The sequence below is a fragment of the Streptomyces sp. NPDC007088 genome, assembly GCF_042869355.1.
GTDB lineage: Bacteria > Actinomycetota > Actinomycetes > Streptomycetales > Streptomycetaceae > Streptomyces.
This window is the reverse complement of the sequence record NZ_JBIAFO010000001.1, coordinates 119799-134141: the sequence shown is the minus strand read 5'-3', so window position 1 is coordinate 134141 and position 14343 is coordinate 119799. Positions and strand designations below refer to the sequence as shown.

12 protein-coding genes are annotated in these 14343 nt (G+C 72.3%); 3 read left to right on the top strand and 9 right to left on the bottom strand.

Annotated elements, in window-relative coordinates; all coding sequences use genetic code 11:
- On the bottom strand, positions 1–2088 hold the full coding sequence (tkt, locus tag ACFYMP_RS00620; protein ID WP_388848186.1) for a transketolase: 2088 nt from the start codon (positions 2086–2088) through the stop codon (positions 1–3).
- Between the two features lie 415 nt (positions 2089–2503).
- On the opposite strand from tkt, the gene ACFYMP_RS00615 reads away from it, so the two are divergent.
- A complete protein-coding gene (locus tag ACFYMP_RS00615; RefSeq protein ID WP_388849495.1) occupies positions 2504–3451 on the top strand; it encodes a heme o synthase in 948 nt (315 codons plus the stop codon).
- An 86-nt stretch (positions 3452–3537) separates the two neighbouring features.
- Positions 3538–3909 carry a hypothetical protein gene (locus tag ACFYMP_RS00610; protein WP_388848183.1) on the top strand — a complete coding sequence of 124 codons (372 nt, stop codon included), beginning with the start codon at positions 3538–3540 and terminating at the stop codon, positions 3907–3909.
- Between the two features lie 121 nt (positions 3910–4030).
- Here ACFYMP_RS00610 and ACFYMP_RS00605 read toward each other — a convergent pair whose 3' ends face one another.
- The 5 genes from ACFYMP_RS00605 to ACFYMP_RS00585 form a co-directional block, all read right to left on the bottom strand.
- Positions 4031–5041 carry a heme A synthase gene (locus tag ACFYMP_RS00605; RefSeq protein ID WP_388848180.1) on the bottom strand — a complete coding sequence of 337 codons (1011 nt, stop codon included), beginning with the start codon at positions 5039–5041 and terminating at the stop codon, positions 4031–4033.
- Between the two features lie 196 nt (positions 5042–5237).
- On the bottom strand, positions 5238–6794 hold the full coding sequence (locus tag ACFYMP_RS00600) for a glycoside hydrolase family 3 protein (protein WP_388848177.1): 1557 nt from the start codon (positions 6792–6794) through the stop codon (positions 5238–5240).
- Between the two features lie 4 nt (positions 6795–6798).
- On the bottom strand, positions 6799–7674 hold the full coding sequence (locus ACFYMP_RS00595; protein ID WP_388848174.1) for a carbohydrate ABC transporter permease: 876 nt from the start codon (positions 7672–7674) through the stop codon (positions 6799–6801).
- Positions 7671–8660 (bottom strand): carbohydrate ABC transporter permease, encoded by a 990-nt coding sequence (locus ACFYMP_RS00590; RefSeq protein WP_388848171.1) that lies wholly within the window; start codon positions 8658–8660, stop codon positions 7671–7673. The genes ACFYMP_RS00595 and ACFYMP_RS00590 overlap by 4 nt, the downstream gene beginning before the upstream one ends.
- A gap of 1 nt (position 8661) precedes the next feature.
- A complete protein-coding gene (locus ACFYMP_RS00585; protein WP_388848169.1) occupies positions 8662–9951 on the bottom strand; it encodes a sugar ABC transporter substrate-binding protein in 1290 nt (429 codons plus the stop codon).
- Between the two features lie 270 nt (positions 9952–10221).
- Here ACFYMP_RS00585 and ACFYMP_RS00580 point away from each other — a divergent pair, with 270 nt between their 5' ends.
- On the top strand, positions 10222–11193 hold the full coding sequence (locus ACFYMP_RS00580; RefSeq protein WP_388848167.1) for a MurR/RpiR family transcriptional regulator: 972 nt from the start codon (positions 10222–10224) through the stop codon (positions 11191–11193).
- Positions 11194–11230: 37 nt separating this feature from the next.
- Here ACFYMP_RS00580 and ACFYMP_RS00575 read toward each other — a convergent pair whose 3' ends face one another.
- The 3 genes from ACFYMP_RS00575 to ACFYMP_RS00565 all read right to left on the bottom strand — a co-directional run bounded on the left by ACFYMP_RS00575 (position 11231) and on the right by ACFYMP_RS00565 (position 14198).
- Complete coding sequence (locus tag ACFYMP_RS00575; RefSeq protein ID WP_388848165.1) at positions 11231–12412, bottom strand: anhydro-N-acetylmuramic acid kinase; 1182 nt, start codon at positions 12410–12412, stop codon at positions 11231–11233.
- A gap of 62 nt (positions 12413–12474) precedes the next feature.
- Positions 12475–13242, bottom strand: a complete 768-nt coding sequence (locus ACFYMP_RS00570) for an ABC transporter permease (RefSeq protein ID WP_388848162.1) — start codon at positions 13240–13242, stop codon at positions 12475–12477.
- A complete protein-coding gene (locus ACFYMP_RS00565; RefSeq protein WP_388848159.1) occupies positions 13239–14198 on the bottom strand; it encodes an ABC transporter ATP-binding protein in 960 nt (319 codons plus the stop codon). Before ACFYMP_RS00565 ends, ACFYMP_RS00570 begins: the two co-directional genes overlap by 4 nt.
- Positions 14199–14343: the final 145 nt, after the last annotated feature.

The window sequence follows — 14343 nt, the reverse complement described above, 5'->3', positions numbered from 1 at the left end:
TCAGCGCTGAGCGGCTTCGAGAGATTCCCGCGCGGCCGCCGCGACGGCGTCGCCGGTGAATCCGTACTCGCGGAAGAGGACCTTGCCGTCGGCGGAGGCACCGAAGTGCTCCAGCGAGACGATCCGGCCCGCGTCCCCGACGAAACGGTGCCACGTGAGACCGATTCCGGCCTCGACCGCCACCCGCGCCCTCACGGACGGGGGCAGCACGGATTCCCGGTACCCCTGGTCCTGCTCCTCGAACCACTCGACGCAGGGCATCGACACGACACGCGTGGGAATGCCCGCCGACTGGAGCTGCTCGCGCGCCTCGACGGCGAGCTGCACCTCGGAGCCGGTACCGATCAGGACGACCTGCGGCTCGCCGCCCTCGGCCTCCAGCAGGACGTATCCGCCCTTGGCCGCGTTCTCGTTCGGCGCGTACGTCGGTACGCCCTGACGGGTGAGGACCAGGCCGTGCGGGGCGCCCTCGCCGAACACCTTGGTGTACCGCTTGAGGACCTCGCGCCAGGCGATGGCCGTCTCGTTGGCGTCGGCCGGGCGGATCACGTTCAGCCCGGGGATGGCGCGCAGCGAGGCGACGTGCTCGACGGGCTGGTGGGTGGGGCCGTCCTCGCCCAGACCGATCGAGTCGTGGGTCCAGACGTAGGTGACCGGCAGGTGCATGAGCGCCGACAGCCGCACCGCGTTGCGCATGTAGTCGGAGAACGTCAGGAACGTTCCGCCGTAGACGCGGGTGTTGCCGTGCAGCGCGATGCCGTTCAGCTCGGCGGCCATCGCGTGCTCGCGGATCCCGAAGTGCACGGTGCGGCCGTACGGGTCGGCCTCCGGCAGCGGGTTGCCCTCGGGCAGGAACGAGGAGGTCTTGTCGATCGTGGTGTTGTTCGAGCCGGCGAGGTCGGCGGAGCCGCCCCACAGCTCGGGGATCACCGCGCCCAGCGACTGGAGCACCTTGCCGGAGGCGGCACGGGTGGCCAGGGCCTTGCCCTCCTCGAACAGCGGGAGCTGCTGCTCCCAGCCCTCGGGAAGCTCGGTGGCGGCGATCCGGTCGAAGCGCTCGGCGTGCTCCGGGTGGGCGCCGCGCCAGTCGGCGAAGGTCTTCTCCCAGACGGCGCGCACCTCCTTGCCGCGCTCCAGCGCCCCGCGGGTGTGCGCGAGGACCTCGTCGGCGACCTCGAAGCTCTTCTCGGGGTCGAAGCCGAGGACGCGCTTGGTGGCCGCGACCTCCTCCTCGCCGAGCGCCGAGCCGTGCGCGGCCTCGGTGTTCTGCGCGTTCGGGGCGGGCCAGGCGATGATCGAGCGCATCGCGATGAAGGAGGGGCGCCCGGTCTCGGCCTTCGCGGCCTCGATCGCGGCGTACAGGGCGGCCGGGTCGAGGTCGCCGTCCTCCTTCGGCTGCACGCGCTGGACGTGCCAGCCGTACGCCTCGTACCGCGCGACGGTGTCCTCGGAGACGGCCGTCTCGGTGTCGCCCTCGATCGAGATGTGGTTGTCGTCCCACAGCAGGATCAGGTTGCCGAGCTTCTGGTGGCCGGCGAGCGAGGACGCCTCGGCGGAGATGCCCTCCTGGAGGCAGCCGTCGCCCGCGATGGCGAAGACGTAGTGGTCGAACGGCGAGGTGCCGGGGGCCGCCTCGGGGTCGAACAGACCCCGCTCGTACCGCGCGGCCATCGCCATGCCCACGGCGTTCGCGACGCCCTGGCCCAGCGGGCCCGTGGTCGTCTCGACGCCCTTGGTGTGTCCGTACTCCGGGTGGCCCGGAGTCTTGGAACCCCACGTGCGGAACGCCTTCAGATCATCCAGCTCCAGGCCGAAACCGGCCAGGTAGAGCTGGGTGTAGAGGGTCAGCGAGGAGTGTCCGGCGGACAGGACGAAACGGTCGCGGCCCGTCCAGTCGGGGTCGGCCGGGTCATGGCGCATCACCTTCTGGAAGAGGGTGTACGCGGCGGGGGCCAGGCTCATCGCCGTACCGGGATGGCCGTTACCGACCTTCTGTACGGCGTCGGCGGCCAGGACACGCGCGGTGTCGACAGCCCGCTGGTCCAGCTCGGTCCACTCGAAGTCTGTCGTGGTCGGCTTGGTGCTCACCCTGGGTCAGGGCTCCTCTCCACATGTCGAATGCCGGTGACTTTGCGTACACCGGACGCTGTCGAGCCTACCGCCGTGAGGGCGTGCGTTTTTTCCACTCATTCAAGAGTGCCGGGATATTCGGGATTCCGCCCCCCGAAAACCGCCGAGCCCTTGCGGGACCTGCGGGAAAAGGGTTCGCGCGGAGAAAGTCGCGAGTGCGTGCCGACGGCTCCATATGTATAAAGGAGCGCTCATTTGGAGCCTCTTCCCGGCTCCGTGCGCGCCCACCGTGCGCGGGGTGGCCGGGACAACACGAGCGACCCCCGCGAGGGGCCGGGAACGGGCAACGTCTAGAGTGGCGTGGTACGCGCGAGCCCCCCTTTTCCGGCGCATCCGGACTTCTTGTGGGCTCGCTGGGATGTCTCTGTCAGGGGTGTGCGTGACGGCCGTTGAATCCCGTCCAGCGGGGGTGCTCGGGACGAGCCCAAGCCACCGGCCGTTCGGGGCCCGTGTCAAGGCGTTCGTGGCACTGACCAAACCACGGATCATCGAGCTGCTGCTCATCACCACCGTGCCGGTCATGTTCCTCGCCGAACAAGGGGTCCCCGACCTGTGGCTGGTGCTGATCACCTGCTTCGGCGGCTATCTGTCGGCGGGCGGTGCCAACGCCCTCAACATGTACATCGACCGCGACATCGACGCGCTCATGCACCGCACCGAGCAGCGGCCCCTGGTCACCGGCATGGTGAGTCCCCGTGAGGGGCTCGTCTTCGGGCTGAGCCTGGCCGTCGTCTCCACCGTGTGGTTCGGACTGCTCGTCAACTGGCTGTCCGCGTGGCTCTCGCTGGGCGCCCTGCTGTTCTACGTCGTCGTCTACACGATGATCCTCAAGCGGCGCACCTCGCAGAACATCGTGTGGGGCGGGATCGCGGGCTGCATGCCGGTGCTCATCGGCTGGTCCGCCGTCACCGACTCGATGTCCTGGGCCCCGGTCGTCCTCTTCCTCGTCATGTTCTTCTGGACCCCGCCGCACTACTGGCCGCTGTCCATGAAGGTCAAGGAGGACTACGCCCGGGTCAACGTGCCCATGCTCCCGGTCATCGCGAGCAACCGCGTGGTCGCCCGGCAGATCGTCCTCTACAGCTGGGTCATGGTCGCGGTCTCGCTGCTGCTGACCGTCCTCGGCTACACCGGCTGGTTCTACACGGCGGTCGCGCTGCTGGCCGGCGGCTGGTGGCTGTGGGAGGCGCACGGACTGCTGAACCGCGCCAAGACCGAGGAGAGCGGCGGCAAGCTCAAGGAGATGCGGCTGTTCCACTGGTCCATCACCTACGTGTCGCTGCTGTTCGTCGCGGTCGCGATCGACCCGTTCCTGCGCTGAGCCCGCGGTCCACGAGGCCCCGCCGTCCGCCACGGACGGCGGGGCCTCGTGTCGTATCCGGCCCTACTCGTGGGTAGCATGCGGTCATGGCAGACAACACCCAGCAGACCGAGGACGCGGCGGCCGCCCCCCGGGCGGACCGCAAGGAGGCCGCCCGGCAGGAGCGCAGGGCCGCCAGGCTCGCCAAGCAGATCGGCGCCTTCGCCCGCAGGCACGGCGGCGCCGAGGGACAGCTCGCCTACGTGGGGCAGCGCGGCACGCGCATCTCCCTGGTCGGTGAGGACGGACGCTGGGGCGACCTGTTCGCGCCCAGCACCGCCGTCGCCCAGGACGCCGTGGAGAAGGCCGGGATCACCGTGCACGACAGCTTCGACGGCGACTTCGCCGCGAAGGTGCGCACCGGCCCCTACGAGTGGAAGCGCATGGCGGGTATCCAGCTCGGCGGCGGAGCGGCCTGAGGCTCCCCGCCGCGGAGCCCGCCGGCACGCGGTACGGGTACGCGTGTGGGGTGGGGGGGGGGGGGGGGGCGCCCCCCCCCCCCCCCCCCCCCGCCCCACCCCTCACGCGTACCCGTGTCCGTCAGGCGTCGGCGAGCGCCCCTGCCTCCGGCTGCCGGGCCGGCAGGGCCGGGGAGGTCAGCGGACGTTCGCGCAGCGACAGCAGCACCCGCAGCGTCCCGATCCACACCAGCGTCGAGCCGAACATGTGCGCGCCGACGAGGACCTCGGGCAGGTCGGTGAAGTACTGGACGTAGCCGATGGCGCCCTGGGCGAGCAGCACGAGGAAGAGCAGACCGGTCTTGCGGCGCGGTCCGGCCGGCGCGTCCACCGCCTTCAGGACACACCACAGCGCGACGGTCAGGAGCACCACGATCCAGGCCAGCGCGGCGTGGACCCGGGTGATCGTCTCCCAGTCGATGCCCATGCGCGCCACCTCGCTGGAGTCGCCCGCGTGCGGGCCCGCTCCGGTCACCAGCGTGCCGACCGCGATGAGCACGGCGGTCGCGCCGACCAGGACCCGCACGAGCTGCCTCACCACGTGGCCGACCAGCGGCCGGGGCGCCCCGTCCCCCTCCTTGGAGCGCTGCCACAGCACGGTCGCGAGGGCGATCAGCGCGGAGGACAGCAGGAAGTGCGCGGCCACCGTGTACGGGTTGAGGCCCACCAGGACGACGATGCCGCCCAGCACCGCGTTGCCCATGACCAGCCAGAACTGCGCCCAGCCCAGACGGGTGAGGGAACGGCGGCGGGGCGTGGCGGCGCGCGCCGTGACAATCGCCCAGCCGACGGCCGCGCAGAGGACGTAGGTCAGCATCCGGTTGCCGAACTCGATGACGCCGTGGAAGCCCATCTCGCGTGTCGTGGTCAGCGAGCCGTCGGTGCACTCGGGCCAGGTCGGGCAGCCCAGGCCCGAGCCGGTGAGCCGGACGGCCCCGCCGGTCACGACGATCACGACCGACATCAGCAGGGCCAGAAGGGCCGCCCGCCGGACGGTCTCCGGCTTCGGAGTCCAGCGCCTCGCGAGGAAGGCGAGCGGATTGCGGGCGGCCTCGGCGGCGTCGCGGGCAGTCAGATTCGGCACGGCGCCCATGCTAGGCCGCCGCTTGTGCACGGATTCACGCGGGTGGGCATGTCGGACAGTTCGAGCGCGCGGGCCCCGGCGCCAGGAGGGCCCCGGTCCGCTCCGTACGGGGGGATTTCCGCGCAACCCGGGGCACGGGCGGAGGGGGCGGGGCCCCGTGCCCGTGCGCGAGGTCACACCCCGACGCGTCCGTGCCCCCGTCGCGTCAGTCCGTCAGCAGCGCCGTCACGGCACGCACCGTCGGCGCGCTGTCGCCGTACGTGAAGACGGCCCTGCGCGCGGCCGGCAGGTCCTCGGTGCTCTCGGGCAGGCCGAGGCAGACCGTGACGGCGCGCGGATTGCGCGCCAGCAGACGCAGCAGTGCCGCCTCCTCGGCCGGGTCGGCGCGCGGGGTGCCGGTCAGGATCACGTCGGCCCGGGGCACGGCGGGCGCCGGGGGGTCCAGGGGTGTCCCGCCGCCGTCGAGATCGGCCTCGGTGACGCGGCCCTCGGCGCCCGGTGGCCGTGCGAAGAGGGCCTCGGCCGTCGACCCCGGCAGCCGGTCGAGCAGGGCGGCGGTGAGGCGGTCGGAGACGCGGCCGCTCACGACGGAGCGGCGGCGCCGTACGTCCACGACGTGCACGGGGGAGCGCAGGGCGCCCGCGACCGCGCCGCGCACGTGCAGGGCCTGCCGCGCGGCGCGGTCGTTGACCCCGGCGCGGTCGGGGGCCGGGAGAGGGGCGCGGTCCCCGGAGCGGGACCAGTCCGCCAGGGCGGCGACCCGCCCGGCCGCCTCTTCGAGCCGGGCCGTCGGCAGCCGGCCCTCGCCGACGGCGGCGAGCACCGCGTCCAGCGCCGTGCGGAACTCCTCCTCGCCCGTCGCGCTCGCCGTCGCCCCCGCGCCCGGCAGCGCCGGGTTGCCCAGGCACACCAGATCGACGCCCGCCGCGAGGGCCAGTACGACGCCCTCCGCGAAGCCGGCCGTCTCGCTGATCGCCCGCATGTCGACGGCGTCGGACACGACGACCCCCTCGAAGCCGAGTTCCTCGCGCAGCAGGGCCAGCAGGGGAGCGCTGAGGGTCGCGGGGGCGTCGTCCAGGGCGGGGAAGACGATGTGCGCCGTCATGACGCAGCGGGCGCCCGCCGCGATCGCCGCCGCGAAGGGCACGAGTTCCCGCGAGCGCAGCGTCGGCAGGTCGACGTCCACGACCGCGAGTCCGGCATGGGTGTCGACCTTCGTGTCCCCGTGCCCGGGGAAGTGCTTCGCGCAGGCCGCGACGCCCTCCGCCTGCACCGCCTCGACGAAGGCGGCGGCGTGCCGTCCCACGAGGTCCGGTTCGCCGCCGTACGAGCGCACCCCGATGACCGGGTTCGCCGGGTCGGAGTTGACGTCCACGACGGGGGCGAGCACGAGGTCGATGCCCGCGCGGCGCACGTCGCGGGCGATGCCCCGGGCCACCTCGGCGGTCAGCGCGGGGTCGTCGACACGGCCGAGGACGGCGGCGCCCACGTGCGGGGAGCCCTGCGCCCCGTGCAGCCGGGAGACGGTGCCGCCCTCCTCGTCCGTGGCGATCACCGCCGTACCCGCGCGGTGGATCTCCCGCGAGAGCGCGGCGGTCGACCCCGAGACGTTGTGCCCGAAGTAGCAGACCCCGCCCAGGCCCCCGGCCAGCGCGTCGAGCAGCCAGGGCGGCGCGCTCGTCCCCACGAAGCCCGGCATGAGCACGGCGTGCGCGAGCCGCCGCAGCCGCGCGCTCTCCCGGCCTTCCCTCGCTCCGGTCACCTCTCTACTTCACCGCCCCGGTCACGAGGCCCGCGGTGAGCCGCCGCTGGGCGAGGACGAAGACCACCATGACGGGCAGCGTCACGAGGGTCGAGGCGGCCATGAGCCCGCCCCAGTCGTTGGTGTTCTTGCCGAGGTACTGCTCCAGGCCGACACCGACGGTCATCATGCTCTCGTCCGACATGAAGGTCAGCGCGAAGGTGAACTCCTCCCAGGCCATCACGAAGGCGAAGGCGCTGGTCGCGACGAGCCCCGGGACGACGAGCGGCAGCAGGACCGAGCGGAACATCCGCCACCAGGAGCAGCCGTCCATGTACGCGGCCTCCTCGACCTCGACCGGGACGGCGGCCACGAAGCCGCGCAGGTTCCAGATCGCGAAGGGCAGCGAGAAGGCGGTGTAGACGATCGCGAGGCCGAGGAGGGAGTTGAGCATCCGCAGGTCCTTCATCTGAAGGAAGAGCGGGATGACCAGCGCCTCGGCCGGGAGCATCTGCACCACGAGGATCAGCACCATGATCGTGGTGCGCATCCGGAAGCGGAACCGTGCCATGGCGACCGCGCCGAGCAGCGCGAGCAGGCCCGAGGCGACCACCGTGACGAGGGTGACGATCGCCGAGTTGAGCATGAAGTGCCCGAAGCCGCCCTCGTCCAGCGCGTCCGAGAAGTGCGCGAAGGTGAAGTGGCTCGGGAAGAGGCTGTCGGTCCCGGAACTGGCCCGGCCGTTGAGGGCCGTGGAGAGCATGAACCAGACGGGGAAGAGGGTGAACAGCAGGATCGCGACCACGGCCGCGTACTTGCCGGTCCGTGCCCAGCCCCCGCGGGCGGGGGGCTTGGCCTTGTCGGTCTTCGCGACGGGCGGGATGAGGGTCTGGGCGGTCATCGCAACTCGTCCTCTTTGAACAGCACACGCAGGTACACCGCGGTGATGACCAGCAGTACGACGGTGAGCAGGACGGCGATCGCGGAGCCGAGGCCGTACTGGTTCTGGGTGATGGCCTTCATGTACGACCACACGCCGAGGTTGAGGATCTCCGGGTTGGTCCCGGAACCGCCCGGCATCAGGTAGATCTGCGTGAAGATCTTGAAGTCCCAGATGGTCGAGAGCACCGTGACCACCGCGAACACCGGGCGCAGCACCGGGAAGGTGATGTTCCAGAAGCGCTGCCAGGCGCTCGCCCCGTCCAGCCGGGCCGCCTCGTGCAGTTCGGGCGGCACGGTGGTGAGCCCGGCGAACAGCGTGATCGCGATGAACGGGTAGCTGTGGTGGATGACGTTCAGCTCGGCGATGCCGTAGAAGGACAGCCGCTCGGTGAACCAGTTGAAGCCCTCCGGCCCGATCACGCCCAGGTCCTGGAGGGCGCGGCGCACCAGCCCGGAGTCCGGGTCGAAGATCCACACCCACACGTAGGTACCGGTGACCGCGGGCATCGCCCAGGCCACCAGCGAGGCGCCGATCACGGTGGCCCGGGTCTTCGGGCCGAGGTGCTGGAGCAGCAGCGCGACGAGGGTGCCCAGCACGATCGTGCCGAGGACGGCGAACACGGCGAAGAACACCGTGTTCGGCAGCACCGTCCTCCAGAGGTAGGAACCCCCGAACACCTCGCGGTAGTTGTCGAGGCCGACGAACCGCGGCTTGCCGGAGATGATCTCCTTGAGCCCGTACGTCTGGAAGGACAGGTACACCACCCGCACGATCGGGTAGAGCAGCAGGACCGCGATGACCAGCAGCGGGGCGGCCAGCAGCAGCCAGGGCCGCAGCCGCACGGTCAGGCGCGGGCGGCGCGGGCCCGGCGGGCGCGCGCCCGGCGGGTCCGTCCGGTCGACGGACGGTGCAGGACGCGCGCCGGAGACGGCGACGTTCCCCACGTCAGTTCTCCTGGAGCGTCTTGGTGACGGCGTCCGAGGCGGTCTTGGCGGCCTTGTCGACCGAGGTGCCGGTGAGAATCGACTGGACCATCTGCGACACGGTCTTATTGCCCTCGACGGTGCCCCAGCCGGGGGCGCTCGGCGGGTTCTTGCCGGCCTTGAGCATCGTCTCGGCGAAGGGCTTGACCAGCGGGTCGGTGCTGTTCGCGTAGGGCTTGAGGGCGGAGTTGGTGCTCGGGAAGTACCCGGCCTGGTCGGCCCAGTCCTTGGCGAGCTTGCTCGTGGTCATCATGTCGACGAACTTCCAGGCCAGGTCCTGGTTCTTGCTCGTCTTGAGGACCGCGAGGTTGGAGCCGCCGAGGACGGCCGGGGCGAGGCCGCCGTCCTTGCCCGGGATCGGGAAGGCGCCGATCTTGTCCTTGAGCGAGGGGTCACCGGCGATCGCCGTCTTCGGCGTCCAGTTGCCCTGGATCACCATCGCCGACTTGCCCTTGACGAAGGAGTCGAGCACATCGGTCTCGCGCCAGGTCGTGGCGCCGACGCTGGAGGACTTGTCCTTCAGGGCGAGGCCCGTGTAGAAGTCCAGGCCCTCCTTCGACTTCGGCGCGTCGAGCGCCCCGGTCCACTTGCCGCCCTTCTCGGTGGCGAAGTCCCCGCCCGCGCCCCACAGGAAGGGGGCGACGGCGTACGCGGCGTCCCCGGCGACCGGCAGCGGCAGCAGCTTCGGCTCCTGCTTCTTGAGCGTCTTGACCGTCTGCTGCAACTCGTCCCAGTTCTTGGGGATCGCGAGGTGGTGCTTCTCGAAGACGTCCTTGCGGTAGACGATCGCGCGCACCCCGGCGTACCAGCCGACACCGTACTGCTTGCCGTCCAGCGTCGCCGACTGCTTCAGCGCCGGGTTGAGGTCCTTGCCCAGGCCCGAGGAGTCGATCTTCGCGGTGAGGTCGGTGAGGCCACCGGCCGCCGCGAACTCGGGGGTCCAGGTGGTGCCGATCTCGGAGACGTCCGGGCCGTCGCCGGAGGCGAAGGCGCGCACCAGACGGTCGTGGGCGTCGGCCCACTGGATCTCCTGGACCTTCAGCGTGGCACCGGTCTTCGCCTTGAACTCCTTCTTCGCCGCGGAGTAGAAGGCGGAGGCGTCCGGGTTGGTGCCCTTCATGACCCACCACGTCAGGGACTTGCCGTCCTTCGACGAGGACGAGGACGAGGAGGAGCCGTCGTTGCCACAGGCGGTCAGCACCAGGGCGGAGGCGGCCAGGGCGGCGACGCCGGCCTTGTGTACGAGTCTCATCGAGCTGTGTCTCCCTTGTGACGGACGCGGCTGAGAAGCGGGGCGGTGGTGAGCGGCCGCGCGAGGCCGCCGGTCACCGCGACCGCGGCGTGCCCCGGGCCCGGCGCCGAACGGGCCGGACGCCCCCGATGAACCACGGGTGAGCTGCGGCGATCCGCCAAGTATGGGGAGGGCCAAGGAGGTAGTCAATAAGTAACAGCGGTCGTGATGTGAGCGTTAGTTTTTGACATGGAAGGGCTACGCTGTCCGCCCAGCCATCAGGAGGAAGTCATGACCGACCGGTCCGCGCCGCGGCGAGGGACGACGCCGAAGGAGCCGGAGACGGAGGCCCCGGCCCCGGACGTCCTGGTTCGTATCCGCGGCGCCGTCCCCTCCCTCCAGCCCGCCGAACAGCGGGTCGCCGCCGCCGTACTGGGCGATCCGGCGGGCGCCGCGCGCATGTCGTCCACGACCCTCGCCACCCAGGCCAGGACCTCGGTGACCACCGTGATGCGCTTCTGCCGCGCGATAGGGCTGTCCAACTACCCCCAGCTGCGCATCGCCCTGGCCTCCTCGGCGGCCCGCGAGGACGCCCGCAACAGCGACCGGTACTGGGCCGACGACGGGGACATCAGCGAGGACGACACGCTCGGCCAGGTCGTGGACAAGGTCATCTACAACGAGGCCAGGACCCTGGAGGACACCCGCGCCCAGCTCGAACTCGACGTCCTGGCCCGCGCGGTGGACGCCGTCGCCAAGGCCCGCAGGATCGACATCTTCGGCATCGGCGCGAGCGGCTTCGTCGGCCAGGACCTGCACCAGAAGCTGCACCGCATCGGCCTCATGGCCTTCGTGTGGACCGACGGGCACGCCGCGCTCACCGCGAGCGCCCTGCTCGGCGAGGGGGACGTCGCGCTCGGCATCTCGCACTCCGGCTCGACCGTCGACACCGTCGAACCGCTCCAGGCCGCCCGCGACCGGGGGGCGACCACCATCGCGCTCACCAACTTCGCCGGCTCCCCGCTCGCCGACCGCGCCGACCACGTCCTGACCACGGCGGTGCGCGAGATGCCGCTGCGCTCGGGCGCGACCGCGAGCAGGATCGCCCAGCTCGCCGTCGTCGACTGCCTGTTCGTCGGCGTCGCCCAGCGCTCCTTCACGAGCGCCACCACCGCCATCACCCGTACCTACGGTGCCGTGCGCCACCTGCGCGCGATGCCCGCGGCGGCCCGGCGCCCCGGCCCGCCGGGCGAGGACGGCTGAGGGGCGGACCGCTCCGGGCGCCGCCCGCCGCGCGGGTTCAGCGCGCCGGGCGGATCTCCAGCCGGCGCGGCGCCGCCCCCGGCTCCGGGAGCCGCAGCGGGCCCGCACCCGGGCTGAAACGGCCGAGCACCCGAGGCGTCGCCGAGCCGGTGGCGCCCGGTACGACCCCCGGCACCTGCTGCCAGCTCAGGAAGCCGAGCAGCGCCATGAGGTACGCCTCCTTGTCCCCGGCGGGCAGCCCGCGCGCCTCGCTCGTGACCACCTCCGCCGGGGCGAGCCGGGCGCCGAGCGCCGCGAACAGCGCCGGGTTGCGCACCCCGCCCCCCGAGACGACGACCTCGACGGGGGCGAAGGGCCGCACCGCCTCCGCGACGGTCACGGCGGTCAGCTCCGTGAGTGTCGCCATCAGGTCCTCGTCCGTGACCGGCGCGAGACCGGCCAGCCGCTCCTGGACGTACGCGGTCGTGAACAGCTCCCGGCCCGTCGACTTGGGCGGCGCGAGGCGGTAGTAGGGCTCGGCGAGCAGCCGCTCCAGCAGGTCGGCCCGGACCGCCCCGGCACGCGCCAGCCGCCCGTCCAGGTCACTGCCCAGGCGGCCGCCGGAGAGCCGGTGCGCGGCGGCGTCGAGCAGGCAGTTGGCGGGGCCGGTGTCGAAGGCGGTGACCGGTTCGCCGGGCGCCCCCACGACCGTCACATTGGCGATGCCGCCGAGGTTGAGCGCGACCCTGCGCGTCCCCGGCTCGCCCGCGAGCCACAGCGCGTCGAGCGTGCTCGCGAGCGGCGCGCCCTGGCCCCCGGCGGCGATGTCCCGCGCCCGGATGTCGGAGACGACCGGCAGCCCCGTCTCCTCGGCGATCCACGCGGGCTGCCCGAGCTGGAGGGTGCCGAGCGCCCGTCCCTCCTCGACCCAGTGGAAGACGGTCTGGCCGTGCGAGACGACGAGGTCGGCGCGGCCGTCCGCGTAGCGGTCCACCGCCTCGCGCACCGCCGCCGCGCTCTCCTGCCCGACGAGGGTGTCCAGCGCGCACACCTCGGCGAGCGAGACCCGCGCCGGGGGCAGCACCCCGAGCAGCCGCTCCCGGGTACGCGCCGGCCAGGGGTGCTCGTGGGCGCCGAGCGGGACCAGGACGAGCGTGCCCGCCCGGTCCAGTGACAGCTCGGCGACGGCGACGTCGAGGCCGTCCACCGACGTACCGGACATGAGACCTACGACGATCACGTGACGTCCTTGGAGTGTCGGAGGGAGGAGCCCGGACCCGGGCCGGGCCGGGCCGGGTGGGGTCACTCCCAGCGGAAGAAGCGGGCCGCCGCGCCGAGGCCGAGGACCGTCCACACCGCGAGGACGAGGAGGTCCTCGCCCGGTACCCCGGCGCCGTGCTGGAGCACGTCCCGCAGACCGTCCGAGAGCGCCGCGACCGGCAGCAGTTCGAGGACGGCGCGCACGGCGTCGGGGAACTTGTCCAGCGGCACGACCACCCCGCCGCACACGAGCAGCAGGACGAAGACGAGGTTCGCGGCGGCGAGCGTGGCCTCCGCCTTGAGGGTGCCCGCCATGAGCAGCCCGAGCCCGGAGAAGGCCGCCGTGCCCAGCAGGAGCAGCAGCACGACCCACAGCGGGTTGCCGTGCGGGTCCCAGCCGAGCACGAGCGCGATGACGGTCAGCAGGGCGACCTGGAGCACTTCGGTCACCAGCACCGAGAGGGTCTTCGCGGTCATCAGGGCCCAGCGCGGCAGCGGCGTCGCCCCGAGCCGCTTGAGCACCCCGTAGCGCCGTTCGAAGCCCGTCGCGATGGCCTGGCCGGTGAAGGCCGTGGACATCACGGCGAGCGCGAGAACGCCCGGGGCCAGGAAGTCGACGGGGTCGCCGGCGCCCGTGTCCACGACGTCGACGGTGGAGAACAGGACCAGCAGCAGCGAGGGGATGATCACCGTCAGCAGCAGTTGCTCACCGTTGCGCAGCAGCATCCTGGTCTCCAGGGCGGCCTGCGCGGCGATCATCCGGCCGAGCGGGGCGGCCCCGGGCCTCGGTGTGTACGTACCGGCGCTCATCCGCGCAGCTCCTTACCGGTCAGCTCCAGGAAGACGTCCTCCAGGGTGTGGCGTTCGACGGCGATGTTCTGCGGCATGACCCCGTGCTGGGCGCACCAGGCGGTGACGGTCGCCAGCAGCTGCGGGTCGATCTCCCCGCCGACCCGGTACGTTCCGGGAGCGAGTTCCGCGGCCTCGCTGCCCGGGGGCAACGCCTTGAGCAGCGAGCCCACGTCGAGCCCCGCGCGGCCGCTGAAGCGCAGGGTGTTTTGCGCGTCGCCGCGGCACAGCTCCTCGGGGGCGCCCTGCGCGATGACCCGCCCGCCGTCGATGATCGCGACGTCGTCGGCGAGTTGTTCCGCCTCGTCCATGTGGTGGGTCGTGAGGATGACGCTCACCCCGTCGGCCCGCAGGTCGCGCACGAGGTCCCAGGTGGCGCGGCGGGCCTGCGGGTCGAGACCGGCAGTCGGCTCGTCGAGGAAGACCAGCTCGGGCCGGCCGACGACGGCCAGCGCGAGCGCGAGCCGCTGCTGCTGCCCGCCGGACAGCCGCCGGTAGGTCGTGCGGCCGCAGGAACCCAGGCCCAGCCGTTCGATCAGCTCGGGCACGTCCAGCGGATGCGCGTGCAGTCTCGCGACGTGCCGCAGCATCTCCTCGGCGCGGGCCCCCGAGTACACGCCGCCGGACTGGAGCATCACGCCCACACGCGGCCGCAGCCGCGCCGCCTCGGCGACCGGGTCCAGGCCCAGGACGCGGACCACTCCGGCGTCGGGACGGCGGTAGCCCTCGCAGGTCTCGACGGTCGTGGTCTTCCCGGCCCCGTTCGGCCCGAGGACGGCGGTGACCCCGGGGCCCGCGCTGAGGTCCAGTCCGTCCACGGCGGTCTTGGTTCCGTACCGTTTCACCAGGCCCTCGATGTGGAGGACGGGCTCCTGGACGGGGGGCCGGGGGGTGCTCCCCGGCGGGACACTGCGCATGCCGGAAGTCTAGGGAGGCGTGCCGGGCGCCCCGCGCGCGGGGCCTCGCCCGGCCAAACGGGCGAGCGGAAAAAATCCGCCCGTTCTCCCCGAACCCGGACCAAGCAGGTCCGACGGCTGGCGCAAACCCTGCTGACCTGCGGCT